Origin of the sequence: Caulobacter hibisci (genome assembly GCF_016135805.1) — a bacterium.
Taxonomy (GTDB): domain Bacteria; phylum Pseudomonadota; class Alphaproteobacteria; order Caulobacterales; family Caulobacteraceae; genus Caulobacter; species Caulobacter hibisci.
The window spans coordinates 214359-232617 of the sequence record NZ_JADWOX010000008.1 but is presented as its reverse complement, the minus strand read 5'-3'; the positions used below and the strand labels follow the sequence as shown (position 1 = coordinate 232617).

The window sequence follows — 18259 nt, the reverse complement described above, 5'->3', positions numbered from 1 at the left end:
GGTGGGGGTGGGTGCCCCGGGGGGCGGGGCGCCCCCCAGCACCGCCTTCGGCGGCCCCCTCAGTCGCTCCGCGACAGCTCCCCCAGAGGGGGAGCATCGCCGAGCTCGACCTCAGAAGATCTCGAACAGACCCGCCGCGCCCATGCCGCCGCCGATGCACATGGTCACCACGCCGAGCTTGGCCTTGCGGCGCTTGCCTTCCAGCAGCAGGTGGCCGGCGCAGCGGGCGCCGGTCATGCCGAAGGGGTGGCCGATGGCGATGGAGCCGCCGTTGACGTTGTACTTCTCCGGATCGATGCCCAGGCGGTCGCGGCTGTAGAGGCACTGGCTGGCGAAGGCCTCGTTCAGTTCCCACAGGTCGATGTCGTCGACCTTCAGGCCGTGGCGTTCCAGCAGGCGCGGCACGGCGAAGACCGGGCCGATGCCCATCTCGTCGGGCTCGCAGCCGGCGATGGCGAAGCCCTTGAACAGGCCCAGCGGCTCCAGATTGCGGCGGGCGGCCTCCTTGGCCTCCATCACCACCACGGCGGCGGCGCCGTCCGACAGCTGTGACGCATTCCCGGCCGTGACGAAGTTGCCCGGACCCTTGACCGGCTCCAGCTTGGCCAGGCCCTCCAGCGTGGTTTCCGGCCGATTGCACTCGTCTTTGGTGACCGTGTAGTCGACCAGGCTCTCTTCCTTGGTCTCCTTGTCGACCACCTTCATCTTGGTGGCCATCGGCACGATCTCGTCATTGAAGAGACCGGCGGCCTGGGCGGCGGCGATCCGCTGCTGGCTGCGCAGCGAATATTCGTCCTGGTACTCGCGGCTGATGCCGTAGCGCTTGGCGACGATGTCGGCGGTGTCGATCATCGCCATCCACAGGGCCGGCTTTTCCCGCATCAGCTTGTCTTCGGTGATGTGGAAGCGGTTCATGTGGCCGCCGCCCTGGACCAGCGAGATCGACTCCACGCCGCCGCCGATCGCCGCCGGGGCGCCGTCGTTGCGGACGTAGTTGGCGGCCGTGGCGATCGCCTGCAGGCCCGAGGAGCAGAAGCGGTTGACGGTCTGGCCCGAGGTGGTGACCGGCAGGCCGGCCCAGATGGCAGCGTTGCGGGCCACGTTCATGCCGGTGGCGCCTTCGGGGCCGCCGCAGCCCAGCACCACGTCCTCGATCTCCGGGCCGTCGAGGCCGGCGCGCGACACGGCGTGCTGGATGGCGTGGCCGGCCATGGCCGCGCCGTGGGTGTTGTTGAAGCCGCCGCGATTGGACTTGGCCAGGCCCGTCCGGGCGTAGGAGACGATGACCGCTTCGCGCATGGCGCTTCTTCCCTGTTTAAACGTTAGTTTGAATTGCCGGCACCGTATGCCGGAAATTCGGCGGGGGGAAGATCACGCGTGCGGCAACCTGCGGCGTCCGGCCGCGGGGCCGCTTAACCTCGTCTTGAGGCCGTCGTGTCTTAGGTCGTGGCATGATCCTGATGGCCGCCTTCGCGTTTCTGGGAGCCCTGCTGGGGCTGTTCTGGCGCCCCCGCTTCGTCGGGGCGGCGATCGCCGTCGCCGTGGCGGGCGCGTTCCAGGGCGGGGCCTTCATGGCGCTGCGCACCCTCGAGAGCCAGGTCAACCACGAGCACCTGCTGACCCAGCTGCACGCGCTGTTCGGCGAGACCCCGATCGATTTCGCCGGGCCGGTGCTGGCCGCCTTCGTCGGCGCGGTGTTCTCGGCCCTGCTGGGCGGCATGGCCGACAGCCGCCGCCCGCCGGTGCTGGTCACCGCCGACAGCCTGCGCCGCAAGGCCGGCAAGGACGGCCGCTACGCGCGCCTGGAAGGCATGGTCGAGGACCGCGCGATCCACGCCAAGGCCGAGAGCCGGATCGACTCCATCCTGGGGCTCTGAGCGGCTGAGCCGCGGGCTTATCTGCCGCGAGCGCCCCCACTTCCCGTCATTCCCGCCCCTGTGGCGGGAAACCCTGGTTCCGCTTGCACGGGAAGCGCCGCGGCGTGCTGGGCACGCCGCCACTCCCGCCCCTGCGGCTGATAGAGGGGTTCCCGCCACAAGGGCGGGAATGACGGGAGAAATAAGGAGGCGTGGTCAATCGAACTGGATTGCCGGCCGCCGCCAGCCCGAAAATCTCCGTTTCGATAAAATATGCGCACGCGAACAAAAAGCGCCTTGCGCTATTTCTGAACGCTGATATCTAAGCAGTGCTTAGTTCGGTTGTGCGGCGCCGGTGGGGATACCGGTGTCCAGCATCCCACGCATCGAACGGCCAGTACAGCTTACGCGTCGATCATCGATCTTCCCATCATCCCCGAAGCTGGAGGGCTTTTCCCATGAAGCTCCGCGCCCTGGCGGCTGTCGCCGCCCTGTCCGTTTCCGCGCTCGTCGCGGCCCCCGCCCTGGCCGATGGCCGTCTGGCGGTCACCCTCGAAAAACCCGTCTCCGCGAAGACCAAGATCGTCGCCGGCGGCGCGGTCTTCGTCTGCGAGGACGCGTCCTGCGTCGCGGCCTCGGCGCCGTCGCGGGCCCTCAGCGTCGCCTCGTGCAAGGCGCTGGCCAAGGAGGCCGGCCGCGTCTCGGCCTTCGGCGGCGACGCCAAGGTCCTGGCCGCCGAAGAGCTGGAGCGCTGCAACGCCTCGGCCAAGGCCGCCTGAGCCTTTCCATCAGTACCCGGAGGCTTGTTTCTCCGGCTGTTTCCTCGATCATTCGCCTGACAGGGCGGCGGCCCGTTCCGCCGCCCTTTTTCTTTTCCCAGCCTGGGCGTTAGATCCCCTCATGACCGAACCGTCCGCTCCACGATTGACCGCCCAACTGGAAGACGCCCTGCGCCTGGTCGCCGGCCCCGATACGGCCCCGGTGTCGCTGACCGTCGACTACGCGGGAGAGGAGAAGACGGATCTGGCCGTGCGCGGCTGGATCGAGCGGGCCACGCGCAGTCTGGTGTTCGCCCAGGCCGAGGCGCGGACGGCTGGCGGCGTGCTGGCCGGGGCCGCTTCGGGTGTCTTCCGCCGCGTCAACGTCTGACGGATAACGGCTTTTTTCCGGAACTTGGCCGAACACGATCGTCTCGGCTTGGTTGCGACTGCGAACACCCCGTGTTATCAGGCGCCGGGCTTCGGGAAGGGCAGCGTGAATGCGCGGGCCGCCCGTGCGCTTTTCTCAAGCGCGATCAAGTCTTTAAGCCGGGAAGAGGGGGCAGCTTCTCTTCCGCGGCGATTGCAATGCACACCGGGCGGAACACGTGGCGGACGAAACCAAGGCGACGGATGCGGGTCAGCGTTATGCGCAGTCCCTGTTCGAACTGACGATCGAAGGCGGCAACCTGGCGAAGGTCGAAAGCGACCTGAAAGCGCTCAAGGTGCTGATCGCCGACAGCGCCGACCTGCGCCGTCTGCTCGACTCGCCCGCGTTCTCGGCCGAGGACAAGGCCAAGGGCCTGACCGCCGTCGCCGTGAAGGCCGGTTTCGACATCCTGACCGCCAAGTTCCTGGGCCTGATCGCCACCAACGGCCGCTCGGTAGAGCTGGTCGGCGCCATCAACGCCTTCGTCGAGCTTTCGGCCAAGCACCGCGGCGTGGTCGCCGCCGAGGTCACCTCGGCCGCCCCGCTGAGCGCCGCCCAGCTGAAGGCCGTCACCGCCGCCGTCTCCGAGGCGCTCGGCAAGACCCCCGAAATCTCGACCCGCGTCGACCCGTCCATCCTGGGCGGCGTCAAGGTGCGCGTCGGTTCCCGACTGTTCGACGCTTCGCTCCGTTCGAAGCTCGATTCCCTGAAATTCGCCCTCAAGCGCGCCTAAGCGTATAACCGCGCCAAAACGTCGTACGCCAAAGAGCCCTAAGAAAGAGCCCGACCCAGCCATGGATATCCGCGCCGCCGAAATCTCGGCCATCCTCAAGTCGCAGATCGCCAACTTCGGCGAGGAAGCCGCCGTTTCGGACGTCGGCCAAGTCCTGTCGGTCGGCGACGGCATCGCCCGCATCTACGGTCTGGACAACGTCCAGGCCGGCGAGATGGTCGAATTCCCGAAGGCCGGCGTGAAGGGCATGGCCCTGAACCTCGAGCGCGACAATGTCGGCGCCGTGATCTTCGGCCAGGACCAGGCCATCAAGGAAGGCGACGAAGTCCGCCGCCTCGGCGAGATCGTCGACGTTCCGGTCGGCAAGAGCCTGCTGGGCCGCGTCGTCAACCCGCTGGGCGAGCCGATCGACGGCAAGGGCCCGATCGTTTCGACCGAGCGTCGCCGCGTCGACGTCAAGGCGCCGGGCATCATCCCCCGCAAGTCGGTGCACGAGCCCGTGCAGACCGGCCTGAAGTCGATCGACACCCTGATCCCCGTCGGCCGCGGCCAGCGCGAACTGATCATCGGTGACCGTCAGACCGGCAAGACCGCCGTCGCCATCGACACCATCCTGAACCAGAAGGCCGCCAACGCCGGCAAGGACGAGAGCGCCAAGCTCTACTGCGTCTACGTCGCCATCGGCCAGAAGCGTTCGACCGTCGCCCAGATCGTCAAGACGCTCGAAGAGCACGGCGCCCTGGAATACACCATCGTCGTCGTGGCCTCGGCCTCGGAGCCGGCCCCGCTGCAGTACCTGGCCCCGTTCTCGGGCTGCGCCATGGGCGAGTGGTTCCGCGACAACGGCCTGCACGGCCTGATCATCTATGACGATCTGTCCAAGCAAGCCGTCGCCTATCGCCAGATGTCGCTGCTGCTGCGCCGTCCGCCGGGCCGCGAAGCCTATCCGGGCGACGTGTTCTACCTGCACTCCCGCCTGCTGGAACGCGCCGCCAAGCTGAACGAAGACAACGGTTCGGGCTCGCTGACGGCTCTGCCGATCATCGAAACCCAGGCCAACGACGTGTCGGCCTACATCCCGACCAACGTGATCTCGATCACCGACGGCCAGATCTTCCTGGAAACCGACCTGTTCTACCAGGGCATCCGCCCGGCCGTGAACGTCGGCATCTCGGTGTCGCGCGTCGGTTCGTCGGCCCAGATCAAGGCCATGAAGCAAGTCGCCGGCGCGATTAAGGGCGAGCTCGCCCAGTATCGCGAAATGGCCGCCTTCGCGAAGTTCGGCTCGGACCTGGACGCTTCGACCCAGAAGCTGCTGGCCCGCGGCGAGCGCCTGACCGAACTGCTGAAGCAGCCGCAATACGCGCCGCTGTCGGTCGAAGAGCAGGTCTGCGTGATCTACGCCGGCACCCGCGGCTATCTCGACAAGATCCCGACCTCGTCGGTGCGTCGTTTCGAGACCGAGTTCCTGGCCCGCCTGCACAGCCAGCACCAGGACCTGCTGACCGGCATCGCCACCAAGAAGGCCCTCGACAAGGACCTGGAAGCGTCGCTGAAGAGCGCGCTCGAGGCCTTCTCGTCGACCTTCGCCTAAGCCCCCTCGGAACCGCTCGGAGAGAGTAGCGCCGAATGGCCAGCTTGAAGGAAATGCGCAATCGGATCTCGAGCGTCAAAGCGACGCAAAAGATCACGAAGGCGATGCAGATGGTGGCGGCAGCCAAGCTGCGCCGGAGCCAGGACGCGGCTGAAGCCGCCCGTCCTTACGCCCGGCGTCTGGCCAGCGTCATCGCCAATCTCGCGACCGGCGTGTCGGGCGACGGCGCTCCGGCGCTGCTGGCCGGCACCGGCGGGGACGATCGTCACCTGGTCGTGGTGGCCGCGGCCGACCGCGGCCTGGCCGGCGGCTTCACCTCGTCGATCGTGCGCGCCGCTCGCGCTCACATCGACCGGCTGATCGCCCAGGGCAAGGACGTGAAGATCGTCTGCGTCGGCAAGAAGGTGACCGCCCAGCTGCGTCGCCCCTACGCCGCGCACATCGTCGACAATTTCGACCTGTCGTCCTACCGCCAGCTGACGCTGTCGGTGGCCCAGCCGATCGCCGACGTCGTCACCAAGCTTTACGAAGCGGGCGACATCGACGTGGTCACCCTGTTCTACAGCCGCTTCAAGTCGGTGGTGCAGCAGATCCCGACCGCGCTTCAGCTGATTCCGGCCGTGGTCGAGGGCGGCGCCGAGCCGGTTTCAGGTCCGGCCGCGGTCTACGAATATGAGCCCTCGGAAGAGGCCATCCTCGAGACCCTGCTGCCGCGCAACCTGACGGTCCAGATCCTGTCGGCCCTGCTCGACAACATGGCCGGCTTCTATGCCAGCCAGATGACGGCGATGGACAACGCCACGCGGAACGCGGGCGACATGATCAAGCGCTACACCCTCGAGTACAACCGTTCCCGCCAGGCTCAGATCACCAAGGAGCTGATCGAGATCATCTCCGGCGCCGAAGCCGTCTGATCTAGCCTAACGCCAAAAACGCACGCAGAGACGCACGAAAGACCCGCACGCCATGGCCAAGACCCCCGCTAAGGCTCCCGCCGCCGCCGCTGAAAAGCCGGCTGCCGCCAAGAAGCCCGCCGCCCCGAAGGCCGCCGCCGCCGCTCCGGCCGCTGCTGCTGCTCCCAAGGCTCCGGCCGCCAAGAAGCCGGCCGCTCCGAAGGCCGCCGCCGCTCCGAAGGCTCCGGCCGTCGCCGTCGGCGAAGGCACGGGCCGCCTGGTCCAGATCATCGGCGCCGTCGTCGACATCGAGTTCACCGGCCCGCTGCCGGCGATCCTGAACGCCGTCGAGACCACCAACATCGCCACCGGCCAGCGCCTGGTGTTCGAAGTCGCCCAGCACCTGGGCCAGAACACCGTCCGCGCCATCGCCATGGACGCCACCGAGGGTCTCGTCCGCGGCCAAGTCGTGCGCGACACCGGCGAAGCCATCCGCGTTCCGGTCGGCCCTGGCACCCTGGGCCGCATCATGAACGTCATCGGCGAGCCGATCGACGAGCAGGGCCCGATCCAGTCGGACCTGTCGCGCCCGATCCACCGCGACGCCCCGACCTTCGCCGAGCAGACCAACACCGCTGAAGTGCTGGTCACGGGCATCAAGGTCATCGACCTGATGTGCCCCTACACCAAGGGCGGCAAGATCGGCCTGTTCGGCGGCGCCGGCGTCGGCAAGACCGTGACGATGCAGGAACTGATCAACAACATCGCCAAGGCTTACGGCGGTTACTCGGTTCTGGCCGGCGTGGGCGAACGCACCCGCGAAGGCAACGACCTCTATCACGAGATGATCGAGTCGAACGTCAACGTCGACCCGAAGGCCAACAACGGCTCGACCGAAGGCTCGCGCTGCGCCCTGGTCTACGGCCAGATGAACGAACCCCCGGGCGCCCGCGCCCGCGTCGCCCTGACCGGCCTGTCGATCGCGGAATACTTCCGTGACGAAGAAGGCAAGGACGTGCTGCTGTTCGTCGACAACATCTTCCGCTTCACCCAAGCCGGCGCCGAAGTGTCGGCTCTGCTGGGCCGCATCCCCTCGGCCGTGGGCTACCAGCCCACCCTGGCCACCGAGATGGGCAACCTGCAGGAGCGCATCACCTCGACCAACAAGGGCTCGATCACCTCGGTCCAGGCCATCTACGTTCCCGCCGACGACCTGACCGACCCGGCCCCGGCCGCTTCGTTCGCCCACTTGGACGCCACCACCGTTCTGTCGCGCGACATCGCCGCCCAGGCCATCTTCCCGGCCGTCGATCCGCTGGACTCGACCTCGCGGATCATGGACCCGCTGGTCATCGGCGAAGAGCACTACACCGTGGCTCGCCGCGTCCAGGAAGTTCTGCAGCAGTACAAGGCGCTGAAGGACATCATCGCCATCCTGGGCATGGACGAGCTGTCGGAAGAGGACAAGCTGACCGTCGCCCGCGCTCGCAAGATCTCGCGCTTCCTGTCGCAGCCCTTCCACGTCGCCGAGCAGTTCACCAACACGCCCGGCGCCTTCGTCGAGCTGAAGGACACCATCCGCTCGTTCAAGGGCATCGTGGACGGCGAGTACGACCACCTGCCGGAAGCCGCCTTCTACATGGTCGGTCCGATCGAGGAAGCCGTGGCCAAGGCCGAAAAGATGGCGGCGGACGCCTGATGACCGAAGAAGACGGCGATCTGGCCCACTTCTGCTGCGAGGAGCTGGAGGACGCGGTGTCTTCGGACGCCGAGGCCTCCCTCATCGAGCACGACAGCGGCCTGATCCTGTTGAACCTGGGTCAACGGGAAGTCGAAGGTGAGACGGGCGCTGTCCTGACCACCATCCGCTTCTGTCCGTTCTGCGGCACCGAGATCCAGACCGACGAAGACATCGAAGCGGCCCTGGGCGCCGTGGAGACCTACGACTGATGGCCAAGCTGCACTTCTCCCTCGTCGCGCCCGAGCGCGAACTGTTCTCCGCCGACGTCGACCAGGTCGACGCGCCGGGCACGGAAGGCGACTTCGGCGTCCTGCCGAACCACGCGCCGTTCATGACGACGCTGCGCGAGGGCCGGGTGACGGTGCGCGACGGCGCGACCGTCAAGCTGTTCGACATCCAGGGCGGCTTCGCCGACGTGGGTCCGGACGGCTTCACGATCCTGGCCGAGCACGCGGTGGAAGTGGCCTAAGGGCTGCTTTTTCCGGACGACTTGGAAACGCCCTCGCTGGAAACAGCGGGGGCGTTTTCGTTTGCAAGATCCTCCCCCTCTGGGGGAGGTGGCCCGAAGGGCCGGAGGGGGGCCGTTTTCAGCTTCCTGAAGAGCGGCCGATTTCGCGTTCCACTTCCCCCTCAGTCGCTCCGCGACAGCTCCCCCTTCAGGGGGAGCGATAAAAAATTACGATTGTGACCCCATACCCGCCGTAATCCGTCACCATAAGGGTTGCGAGGGAACGCTCGTCGGTTTTAATGCCGACCACCAGTCTCTAGGGGATATCCAGACTATGCGCCTTGCGCTCGCCAGCTTGATCGCCCTCGGCGTCGTCTCGACCGCCGTTGCCCAGGAGCAGCCCGCTCCCGCCGCCGCCCCGGCTCCCGCCCCGGCCGCCGCGCCCGCCGATCAGGCCGCGCCCGTGGTTCCGGCGCCCGCCGCCGGCACGCCCGAAGCCGCCGCCGCCGCGGCCGCTCCGGAGCCCGTGCGTCCGCCGCCGCCGACCGACGCGGTCTCGGTGCGGATCCTCAGCGTGCTCGACACCATCTGCAAGCCGGCCGTGGTCGGCGGCGACTTCAACGCCCTGGCCAAGGCCGCGGGCTTCAAGAAGAAGAAGGACCTGTGGACCCTGGACCTGGGCAAGCCCTACCAGATCGTCCTCGACAACCCGGGTTCGAACAAGAACGTCTGCACCCTGAACGTCCAGCACGCTCAAGGCCCCGAGCAGGCCCAGGCCCTGGCCACCGCCCTGCACGACTGGGCGAGCTGGGAAAACAGCCCGCAGCTGCGCCTGATCCGTAACGACCAGCTGGTCACCGACGTCAAGCGCCTGACCGTGACCTGGGACAACAACGCCGCCGGCGGCAAGGCTGGCCTGGTCTACGTCCGCATCAAGAAGCTGGACGACAGCTCGGTCGGCAAGAACTACGAGCAGGCCCAAATCCTCTACACTTCGCAGTGATGTCAGGAGGGCTTGCCCTCCAGGATCCAGAAGCTATCTAGGCAAGGCGCGGGGACGACCCCGCGCCTTTGCTTTTTTCCGGGGACGACCCCGCTTCTCGCGACGCCGAGGCCAAAGGCCGGGCGCGCGATCAACGGGAGCAGGTCATGGCCTGGATCATCCTCTTCATCGCCGGTCTTTTCGAAATCGGCTGGGCCGTCGGCCTGAAATACACCGAAGGCTTCACCCGCCCGATCCCCACCGTCCTGACCGCGATCAGCCTCGTCGCCTCGATGGGCCTGCTGGGCTGGGCCGTGAAGAGTCTGCCGCTGGGCACGGCCTACGCTGTGTGGACCGGCGTCGGCGCGGTCGGCACCGCCATCGTCGGCATCCTGGTCTTCAAGGAACCGGCGACGGCCGCGCGGCTGGTCTGCCTGGCGCTGATCGTCTCGGGGATCCTGGGGCTGAAGGTGTTCAGCTCGGGGCACTAGCTACAGCGATCCTCTCCCTGTGGGAGAGGTGTCCGCGAAGCGGACGGAGAGGGGAGTGGCTGCGAAATCGGCCGATGTCGGCAGCGGCTGAAAACGTCCCCCCTCCGGCCCTGCGGGCCACCTCCCCCAGAGGGGGGAGGATTTGAGTTAAGCCGCCGCTCGATCTTCCGCAGCGATGAAGTCCAGGCACGCTTGCGCCACGTCTTCCCAGCCCGGTTCGCCCGGCAGCCAGTGGCTCATCTGCGGGAACTCGCGGAACACCCCGCCCAGGCGGGCGGCGGTCTGGCGGACGGTGGCGGGCGGGTGGACGACGTCCTGGCCGCCGGCGATGGCCAGCACCGGGGCCCGCACGGGGCCGGGGCTGGTGGTCATGAACGGATCCAGCCACCAGTTCAGCGTCTCCCACAGCGCCCGGCCGCTCTCCGACGTCATGCGGGCGTAGAGGGCGCGGCGGGTCTCGCGGGGCAGGCGGTCGAGGCTGTAGCGGCGCACGACGCCGTAGTCCGGCGCCACGGCCTGCAGCCAGTAGGGGCCGAGGGCGTAGAGGCTGACGGCCGAGACCGCCTCTTCCAGACTCGCCCCATGCACGCCCCAGGGCGGCGAGGGGGCCAGCAGGATCAGGCGGTCGACGCTCGCGCGGCTGGCGGCGAGCTGGGCCACCAGACCGCCCATCGAGTGGCCGATCAGGATCGGCGGCGTCTCGCACGTGCGGATCAGTCGGGCGATCTCGCGGGCATAGTCGCTCATCGACAGGCCGACGGTCGAACCGCCGGGCGCGTGGCCGGGAAGATCTGGCGTCAGCACCGTGTGACCGGCGGCCTCGAACGGCGCGCGAAACGTATCGAACGTCCAGCCGCCGCAAAAGGCGCCGTGGACCATGATCACCGGAGCCTTCACGCCCGCCTCTTAGGTCAACCCCGCCCGTCTGACTGATACGAGCGTTTCAATGGAGCCTACACGCTCTTCTTGCCCCGTGGCGAAGTTTTGGCGGGCGTCGTTGTCGCAGCAGCCTTGGTTGCGGCGGCCTTGGGGGTCGCCTTCGACTTGGCGGCGGGCTTGGGGGCTGGCGCGGCCTTCGGAGCGGCCTTCGCGGTCGGGGCGCTCTTGGCCTTCGGCGCGGCCTTGGTCGGCGCCAGCGCGGGTTCTGCCTTCGCGGCCGGAGCGGGCTTGGCCTTGGCGACAGGCTTCGGGGGCGCCGGCGTGGCCGGTTCGGCGGCGGGAGGGGCAGCCTTGGGCTTGGCGACCTTGGCGACGGGCTCGGCCTTGGCCTCGGGCTTGGGTTTGGCTTGGGGCTTCGGTGCGACCTTGGCCTTGGGGGTCGCCTTCGCCGCCGGAGCCGGTTCGACCGGCGCGGGCGTCTTCGGCTTGGCGGTCTTGGCCGGCGCGGCCTTCGGCTTGGCTTCGGTCTTGGCGGGCGCGGGCGCGACCTCGGCCTTAGCGACAGGCTTGGGGGCGGCAGGCTTCGGGGCGGCAGCGGCCTTGGGCTTGGCCGGCGCCTTGGCGGCCGGCTTCACGGCCGGTTCGGCGACGACGGTCTTGGCCTTGCTGGGCGTCTTGGTCTTCGCTGGGGCCTTGGCGGTCGGAGCGGGCGTCGGCGTCTCGACCTTGGGTTCGGGAGCGGGCGTCGCGGCAGCGACCGGCTCGGCCTTTGGCTCGGTCTTGGCCTTGCTGGGCGGCGGGGCCGAGGCCGGACCCAGGCCCTTCTCGGCCAGCCAGGCCTTGGCTGCGTCGTAAAGGGCCGCGCTACCCGGCTCGTCGATCAGCCAGTGGGCGTGGTCGGGATATTCGCGATAGTCGGCCCCAGCGTATTTGCGGCCGACCAGCCGCAGGTCCTCGACCGGCGTGGTGCGGTCGCGGGCCCCGGCCAGCACCAGCACCGGCACGGTCACCTTGGCGGCGTCGACATGGGCGGTGCGCGAGGGATCGCGGTCGGGATAGGCCAGGTCCTGCAGCACCCGGCCGGAATCATAGACCGCCGTGGCGTAGAGGGCGTCGTGGCGGGCCGAGGGTACGGCGTTGACCACCCCGAACTTGAAGCCCGTCTTCCACATCTTCACCGGCTTGGGCGGACCGCCCTGAGTCAGGGCGGCGTTGAGGAAGGTGAACAGCGGCGAGAGCTTGGGCTTGCCGCGCGCGTCGGCCGGCGAGGCCGGGGCGAAGAGGACGATCCCCGAAGTCAGGCCGCTCTCGGCCAGCTTCTGGGCGATCAGCCCGCCCATCGAGTGGCCGAAGACGATCGGCTTGATCCCGTCGCGGGCGGCGGTCACGGCCGCCAGGGCGCTGAGCTCGGCGACATAGTCGCCAAGGCTCAGTCCGCCCAGCTCGGCCTTGGGCGAGGACACCGTCCGCAGTTTCGGCTGGATGGTCGGGGTCTCGACCGCGTAGCCGGCCTTGCGGAAAGCCTCGGCCGCCGGCGTCCAGCCGTCGCCGGTCATGCCGTAGCCGTGGATCATCAGGATGGTTCTGGTCACGCCCGCGCCTCCAAGCCCCAATGAGGCCAAGCACGAGCCGGTGTCAGGCGACGCGCGCGAACCCCGAGAAAGCGGCGACCATTCGTTCGTAGACGCCGCGCTTGAAGGGTACGATCAGTTCGGGCGTTTCGTCGAGAGCGCCCCAGCGCCAAGAGTCGAACTCGACGTCGCCGTGGGCGGCCAGATCGATCTCGGATTCGGCTCCGGTGAAGCGGAAGGCGAACCACACCTGCTTCTGGCCCTTGAAGCCGCGGGCGCGTTTCGTGCCCATGAAGTCGGCCGGATAGTCGTAGGTCAGCCAGCCCTCGGTGCGGCCCAGCAGTTCGGCCGAGACGACGCCGGTCTCTTCGTGCAGCTCGCGGCGGGCGGCGGCTTCCAGGTCCTCGCCCGCGTCGACCCCGCCCTGCGGCAGCTGCCAGTTGTAGGGCGGCGCCTGCTGGTGGCGCTGGCCCAGCCAGACGCGGCCGTCGGTGGGATGGAACAGGGCGACGCCCACGTTCGGGCGGTAGAGCGACAGGTCGATTTGCGCGGTCATCGCTTGGCGATAGCCGAAGCCGGGGCCAGTTGCACGCCTCGCGCGCTCAGGCCGCCGGCCCAGTTGCGCACCTGGCTGATGGTGACGGGATAGGCGAAGCCGACGCCCAGGGCCTGGCCGCGCGCGCCGGCGCCGGCTTCCAGGGCGCCCAGCTGGGCCTGGATGGCCTCGCCGGACAGATCGTCGTCGATGCCGCGCTCGGCCGAGGCGCGGGGGATCGGGCCGCCGCGACGGGCGGCCGCGCCGTCGTCGACGAAGGCCAGGCCGCGCGCCTTGAGGGCGGTCGTGAAGGTGGCCATGGCCGGGTCGGAGGCCAGGAACTTCGAGCCCAGATAGTTGGTCAGGCCGAAATAGCCGGTGGCGCGCGACATCAGCCATTCCAGCTTGCGCACGGTCTCGTCGGGGCGGTTGGCGGCGATCAGGGTGTAGGGGCCCGGATCGTTGGCCGGATAGTCGTTGGGCTCCATCGGTGTCTCGAGCAGCACCTCGTGGCCGTGCGAGCGGGCCAGGTCGATCCAGCCCTGCAGGCCCTCGGAATAGGGCGCGAACGACAGGGTGATCTCGGGCGGCAGGGTCTCGATGGCGGCGCGGGTGGTCTGGGCGTTGAGGCCGAGGCCGCCAATCACCAGGGCCACGCGCGGGCGACCGTCGGGGGTGAACGGGCGGGCATAGGCCTCGGCGACCGTGCGGCCGTCGGGAGCGATCACCGGCAGCGGACCGCCGCCGGGGCCGGGGGCCGACAGGCCGGGCAGGGGCGCCTGGGCCAGGGCGACGCCGGTCGGGACGGGCGGGGCGGCCAGTTCGACAGCTTCGCCCTCGCCTTCCAGCTCGGGGGCCGCGGCGTGGCGGGCGAAGGGGTGGTCCGACAGGTCCATCGCGCCGGGCAGCAGCGGGGCTTCCTCGGCGCCTTCGGGGGCCAGGGCCTCGCGCCAGCCGTCGGGCGCGCCCTTGGTGGCGCCGATGTCCGACAGCGACAGGCGAATGATCGGGGCGCCGGCCTTGGGGTCGCCGGTGATCAGCACCAGCACGGCCAGGCTCAGCAGGAACAGGAAGGCCGCGGCGCTGGCGCTGATATAGGGGTTGGTCGCGGCCGCCATCAGGCGCGCGCGCAGATCGCCGCCGCCCGCATCGACGGCGGGCGCGGCGGCGCTGTAGGCGGGCTTGCGGGAGAACACGGCGGCCATGCAGCAGCCTTAAGGGGCAAGCTTCCAAGATATGGTTAACGAAGCTTGCGCGAGCAGGCTCCCGCCTGCGGCGCGGCGACGCGGGGTCAGCGGTCTGGCGGAGCGACGCAGGCGGCCAGCAGGGCTTGGGCGCCGGGGGCCTGCAACAGGGCCAGATGCCGGCGGGCCAGGGCGGCCGGGCGCAAGTCTCCGGGCGGCGTGGCGTTGACGGGCGTCGGCTCGTACCAGGGATCGAACACCGCCTGCCGGCGCACCGCGTTCCAGGCCCGCAGCAGATGGGCGCCCTCGGCGTCGGGCGTCAGGTTCGGCAGCCAGCGTTTGCCAAGGTCCGGGCGGGACAGGGCGCGCGGCGGCGGCGCGGGATCGGGCGTCAGGCCCGTCGCGTCGCCGATCGCCGGGACCAGGCCGTGGGCCAGCCCTTCGGCGACCAGGCGGGCGGGAGCGGTGTCGAGCGTCTCGATCGCCCGGGCCGCGAGACGGGCGTAGTCGGCGGGCGTCAGGGCGCCGTCGGCCGCGTCGCTGAGGCCGTGTCCCGGCCAGTCCAGCGCCGCCAGCGGCCCGCGCCGGCGGGCGGCGGCGTCCAGGGCGGTGCGATGCGAACCGCCAGGCCCGTGGACCAGCAGGGCGCCGGCCCCGCGCCCCGGCTTCAGGCCCAGATGCAGGCGGCCCTCGAAGGCGTCGTCGCGGATGTCGACGAAGCGGTGGGTGCGGCAGGGCGCGCCGGCGATCTCGGCAGGCTCGCCGGCGTGGTCGCGCAAGAACTGGCGGCTGGCGGCCTCGGCCCCGTCCCAGGTGTCGGTGAGCCGGTGCTCGACGCCCGACGGCGGCGCGGCCAGGCGCTCCAGGTGGCCCGACAGCGGGTCGGGGCGCGAGGCGACCAGCAGCGACGGGGTCGCAAGGCGTGCGGGCAGGGCGGCGTCCGACTGGAAGGCGGCCAGGTAGCCGGAGCGATAGGCGTCGCCGGCCCGCAGCAGGTCCAGCGCCTCCTCGTGCAGTTCCGCCGGCGTTCCCTCGCCCCAGGCCAGCCGCTGGCCGTGCCGCCAGTCATTCCAGGGGAAGAAGAGGCGCTGGTCGGCGACCCGGCTCCACAGCCAGGTCAGGTGCGCGCCCGAGGCGACGGGGCGGAAAGGCGGGGCGTAGCGGTCGCCGAAGATCGCCCGCTCCTGCGGCGTCCAGGCCCCATAGCCGTGCGCCGCTACCGCCGCCACGCGGTCGGGCCGGGCGACGCCGGCGGCCACGGCGAGGATGGCCCCGGTATGCACGCCGTAGAGGCCGAAGCGCTTCAGTCCCAGGGCGTCGGCCAGGTCGATCACCGCCTGGGCCAGGCGCTCCAGCGGAACCGGTCCCTTCAGGCGGTCGGACTCGCCAAAGCCCGGGGTGTCGGGCGCGATGCACAGGAAGTCGTCCGCCCACCGGCCCATCAGCCCCAGCATGTCGGCCGAGGAGCGCGGGCTCTGGTGCAGCAGGATCACCGGAAAGCCCCGACCGGCCGCGCGGTAGTGGACGACGCGGTCGCCGACGTCGACGAAATGGCGGGTGACGGCGGGCCGGCTCATGCCTGCCAGCAAACCAGCGACGGCCGCGCCCGGCGGCGTCGCGCCGCCGTTATCCGCCTGGCGGCCAATCGCTGTCCGACGAGCGGTGAAAGTCCAGCGCCCGTTTGCGCGGTCGCGCGCTTGGTTCGCCCCCTTTGATCGCGCCTGCCATTCGCGGTCGAAAAAGGGGAAGATCCGATGCCTAAGGTCCTGGGACGCAAGTCCGCGCAGTTCGCCAGCGCCGCGCTGTCGGTCGCCCTGCTCGACGCGGCCGCCTTCGCCGCCCACGCTCAGGAGGCGCCGGCAAAGGAGGCCCCGCCCGCGGTCGAGGAGCTGCTCGTCACCGCCCAGCGCCGCGAGCAGAACCTGCAGGACACGCCGGTGGCCGTCAGCGCCTTCTCGGCCCGCGCCCTGGACCAGCTGCAGATCGCCAAGGTGCAGAACCTCGGCTCGGCCGTGCCCAGCCTCTATGTCTCGCAGATCAGCGCCTCGCCCTCGACGGTGCAGATCAGCCTGCGCGGCGCGCTCGACCAGACGGGCGGCATGATCACGTCGGAGCCGCCGGTCGGCATCTATATCAACGACGTCTACCAGGCCCGCCTGTCGGTCGCGAACATGGACCTGGCCGACGTCCAGCAGGTCGAGGTGCTGCGCGGGCCGCAGGGCACGCTGTACGGCCGCAACTCGATGACCGGGGCGCTGAAGTACCAGACCCGCCAGCCGGACGGCAAAGGCGGCGGCACGCTGGAGGCCTCGGCCGGCAACTACGGCCAGCAGCGCTATCGCGCCACCGTCGGCGGGGCGATCACCGACCACGTCGCCGCCACCGCTTCGGCCCTGTTCTCCGAGCGTGACGGCTGGCAGTACGACACCACCCTGAAGCAGAAGGTCGGGGCGCGCCGCGATTCCGGCGTGCGCGGGGCCCTGGGCCTGACCGATGTCGGCCCGTTCAGCGCCATGGTCGAGGCCAGCTACGCCCGCACCGACACCGAGGGCCAGTATTTCGTGCCGCTGGATCCGACGACGCTGAAGCCCCTGGCCTCGGGTCCGTTCGGCTCGACCCGCACGCCCAACAAGACCGACACCCGCAACGAGCAGAAGACCCTGGCGCTGCACCTGGGCTATGCCGGCGAGGCGGTGACCTTCAAGTCGATCACCGCCTACCAGACCCTGGCCGACCACTGGACGCTCGATTTCTCCGGCGGGCTGGTCAACGGATTCGGAACCACGGTGGCCGGCTTCCTGCGCGGCAGCGACACCGACCAGGAGCAGATCAGCCAGGAGTTCCAGCTGCTGGGCGACGCGGCCGGCGGCAAGCTGCAATGGATCGGCGGGGTCTTCTACTTCAAGGAAACCGGCACGCAGGTGATCACCGACACCATCGGCGCCGGCGTCTACGCCGCCTTCCCGATCGGCCTGCTGCCGACCACGGTCAACGCCGAATCCAAGAGCACGGCGATCTACGGCCAGGCCGAATACGCCTTCACCGACAAGCTGAAGGGCTCGTTCGGCCTGCGCTACACCGATGACCAGAAGTCGGTCGACGGCACGATCCAGAACGGCCTGGCGGCCTTCCCGGCCACCCTGGTCGCGCGTTCCAACGACGCCGACTGGAAGGTCTGGACGCCCAAGTTCAATCTTCAATACGCCGTCTCCGACGACGTGATGGCCTACGCCACCGTGGCGCGCGGCTATCGGGCCGGCGGCTTCGTGGCCCTGTCGATCGCCAATCCCAGCATCTTCACCCAGGGCTATGACCCGGAATACGCCTGGTCCTACGAGGCCGGCGCCAAGATCGAGGGCTTCGACCGCCGGGCCCGCCTGAACGTGGCGGCCTATCTGGAGCAACTGAAGGACCTGCAGCAGAACGTCATCGAGAACGGCTCGACCCTGACCCAGAACGCCGCCGAGGCGCGGATCGCGGGCCTGGAGATCGAGGCTTCGGCCACCCCGATCACCGGCGTCAACCTGTTCGCCAGCCTGGCCTTGACCGACGCCGAGTACGAGAAGCTCGACGCCAGCACGGCGGCGGCCCAGGCCGGCGCCAAGAGCCTGCCGCTGATCTCCAAGGTCCAGGGCCAGGTGGGCGGCTCGTGGAAGATCGCCCCGGCGGCGCTGGGCGGCGGCTCGGTCACCGTGGCCGGTGACTGGAGCTATCGCTCGTCACGCTACTCGGAGGCGACCAATTCGGAGGCCGGCCACATCCCGGCCGTCGATCGCCTGAACGCCAGCGTCACCTACGAGTCGCCGAACGGCCAGTGGAAGGCCTTCGTGCAGGGCCGCAACGTTCTCGACTCCGAGGACTATTATTCGGGCGCGGCGTTCATCCCGGGCCTGATCGTCTACCGCGGCGCCGACGAGCCGGCGATGTGGAGCGTCGGGGTGCGGTTCAAGTACTGAGGGCGAGGCCGCTAAAGTTCGGCGCAAACTGGCCCCTCTCTCTTAGAGAGAGGGAGGGGCCCATGCGAAGCATGGGAGGGTGAGTGGTTACACCCTCAACCGGCGTGCCGGCACATCGCCCGCAACAGCGCCAAAATGATCAGGGGGCTTCGCCTACCCACTCACCCTCCCACGCCTTGCGGCGCGGGCCCCTCCCTCTCTCCATGAG

General features: G+C 69.5%; 18 protein-coding genes. 12 read left to right on the top strand and 6 right to left on the bottom strand.

The annotated features are described in order from the left end of the window. Positions 1–111 precede the first annotated feature (111 nt). Complete coding sequence (locus tag I4Q42_RS13780; RefSeq protein WP_198576642.1) at positions 112–1299, bottom strand: acetyl-CoA C-acyltransferase; 1188 nt, start codon at positions 1297–1299, stop codon at positions 112–114. Between the two features lie 152 nt (positions 1300–1451). Here I4Q42_RS13780 and I4Q42_RS13775 point away from each other — a divergent pair, with 152 nt between their 5' ends. The 11 genes from I4Q42_RS13775 (at position 1452) to sugE (ending at position 9926) form a co-directional block, all read left to right on the top strand. Next, positions 1452–1877 carry a hypothetical protein gene (locus I4Q42_RS13775; RefSeq protein WP_232793105.1) on the top strand — a complete coding sequence of 142 codons (426 nt, stop codon included), beginning with the start codon at positions 1452–1454 and terminating at the stop codon, positions 1875–1877. A gap of 437 nt (positions 1878–2314) precedes the next feature. Continuing rightward, positions 2315–2635: a CC_3452 family protein gene (locus tag I4Q42_RS13770; RefSeq protein WP_198576641.1), complete on the top strand. Its 321-nt coding sequence runs from the start codon at positions 2315–2317 to the stop codon at positions 2633–2635. A gap of 121 nt (positions 2636–2756) precedes the next feature. After that, positions 2757–3005, top strand: coding sequence for a hotdog family protein (locus I4Q42_RS13765; RefSeq protein WP_198576640.1), 249 nt, complete (start codon positions 2757–2759; stop codon positions 3003–3005). A 217-nt stretch (positions 3006–3222) separates the two neighbouring features. Then, a complete protein-coding gene (locus I4Q42_RS13760; RefSeq protein ID WP_198576639.1) occupies positions 3223–3777 on the top strand; it encodes a F0F1 ATP synthase subunit delta in 555 nt (184 codons plus the stop codon). Between the two features lie 61 nt (positions 3778–3838). Next, positions 3839–5371 carry a F0F1 ATP synthase subunit alpha gene (gene atpA / locus I4Q42_RS13755; protein ID WP_198576638.1) on the top strand — a complete coding sequence of 511 codons (1533 nt, stop codon included), beginning with the start codon at positions 3839–3841 and terminating at the stop codon, positions 5369–5371. 35 nt (positions 5372–5406) lie between these two features. Next, a complete protein-coding gene (locus I4Q42_RS13750) occupies positions 5407–6285 on the top strand; it encodes a F0F1 ATP synthase subunit gamma (RefSeq protein WP_198576637.1) in 879 nt (292 codons plus the stop codon). A 52-nt stretch (positions 6286–6337) separates the two neighbouring features. Further along, positions 6338–7963, top strand: coding sequence for a F0F1 ATP synthase subunit beta (gene atpD / locus I4Q42_RS13745; protein WP_198576636.1), 1626 nt, complete (start codon positions 6338–6340; stop codon positions 7961–7963). Beyond that, complete coding sequence (locus I4Q42_RS13740; RefSeq protein WP_198576635.1) at positions 7963–8214, top strand: hypothetical protein; 252 nt, start codon at positions 7963–7965, stop codon at positions 8212–8214. The genes atpD and I4Q42_RS13740 overlap by 1 nt, the downstream gene beginning before the upstream one ends. Next, positions 8214–8474 (top strand): ATP synthase F1 subunit epsilon, encoded by a 261-nt coding sequence (locus I4Q42_RS13735; RefSeq protein ID WP_198576634.1) that lies wholly within the window; start codon positions 8214–8216, stop codon positions 8472–8474. Before I4Q42_RS13740 ends, I4Q42_RS13735 begins: the two co-directional genes overlap by 1 nt. A 313-nt stretch (positions 8475–8787) precedes the next feature. Continuing rightward, positions 8788–9456 carry a hypothetical protein gene (locus I4Q42_RS13730; RefSeq protein ID WP_198576633.1) on the top strand — a complete coding sequence of 223 codons (669 nt, stop codon included), beginning with the start codon at positions 8788–8790 and terminating at the stop codon, positions 9454–9456. 146 nt (positions 9457–9602) lie between these two features. After that, positions 9603–9926, top strand: coding sequence for a quaternary ammonium compound efflux SMR transporter SugE (gene sugE / locus I4Q42_RS13725; RefSeq protein WP_198576632.1), 324 nt, complete (start codon positions 9603–9605; stop codon positions 9924–9926). Positions 9927–10073: 147 nt separating this feature from the next. Here sugE and I4Q42_RS13720 read toward each other — a convergent pair whose 3' ends face one another. From I4Q42_RS13720 to I4Q42_RS13700, 5 genes are all read right to left on the bottom strand, one after another. Then, positions 10074–10823: an alpha/beta hydrolase gene (locus I4Q42_RS13720; protein ID WP_198576631.1), complete on the bottom strand. Its 750-nt coding sequence runs from the start codon at positions 10821–10823 to the stop codon at positions 10074–10076. A 56-nt stretch (positions 10824–10879) separates the two neighbouring features. Then, a complete protein-coding gene (locus I4Q42_RS13715; protein ID WP_198576630.1) occupies positions 10880–12397 on the bottom strand; it encodes an alpha/beta hydrolase in 1518 nt (505 codons plus the stop codon). Between the two features lie 43 nt (positions 12398–12440). Continuing rightward, positions 12441–12932: an RNA pyrophosphohydrolase gene (locus I4Q42_RS13710; protein WP_198576629.1), complete on the bottom strand. Its 492-nt coding sequence runs from the start codon at positions 12930–12932 to the stop codon at positions 12441–12443. Further along, positions 12929–14116 (bottom strand): divergent polysaccharide deacetylase family protein, encoded by a 1188-nt coding sequence (locus I4Q42_RS13705; protein ID WP_198576628.1) that lies wholly within the window; start codon positions 14114–14116, stop codon positions 12929–12931. Before I4Q42_RS13705 ends, I4Q42_RS13710 begins: the two co-directional genes overlap by 4 nt. Before the next feature lie 86 nt (positions 14117–14202). Then, entirely contained in the window at positions 14203–15672 is a 1470-nt protein-coding gene (locus tag I4Q42_RS13700; protein ID WP_198576627.1) for an alpha/beta fold hydrolase, read from the bottom strand. A 177-nt stretch (positions 15673–15849) separates the two neighbouring features. Here I4Q42_RS13700 and I4Q42_RS13695 point away from each other — a divergent pair, with 177 nt between their 5' ends. Then, entirely contained in the window at positions 15850–18051 is a 2202-nt protein-coding gene (locus tag I4Q42_RS13695; protein ID WP_198576626.1) for a TonB-dependent receptor, read from the top strand. Positions 18052–18259 lie beyond the last annotated feature (208 nt).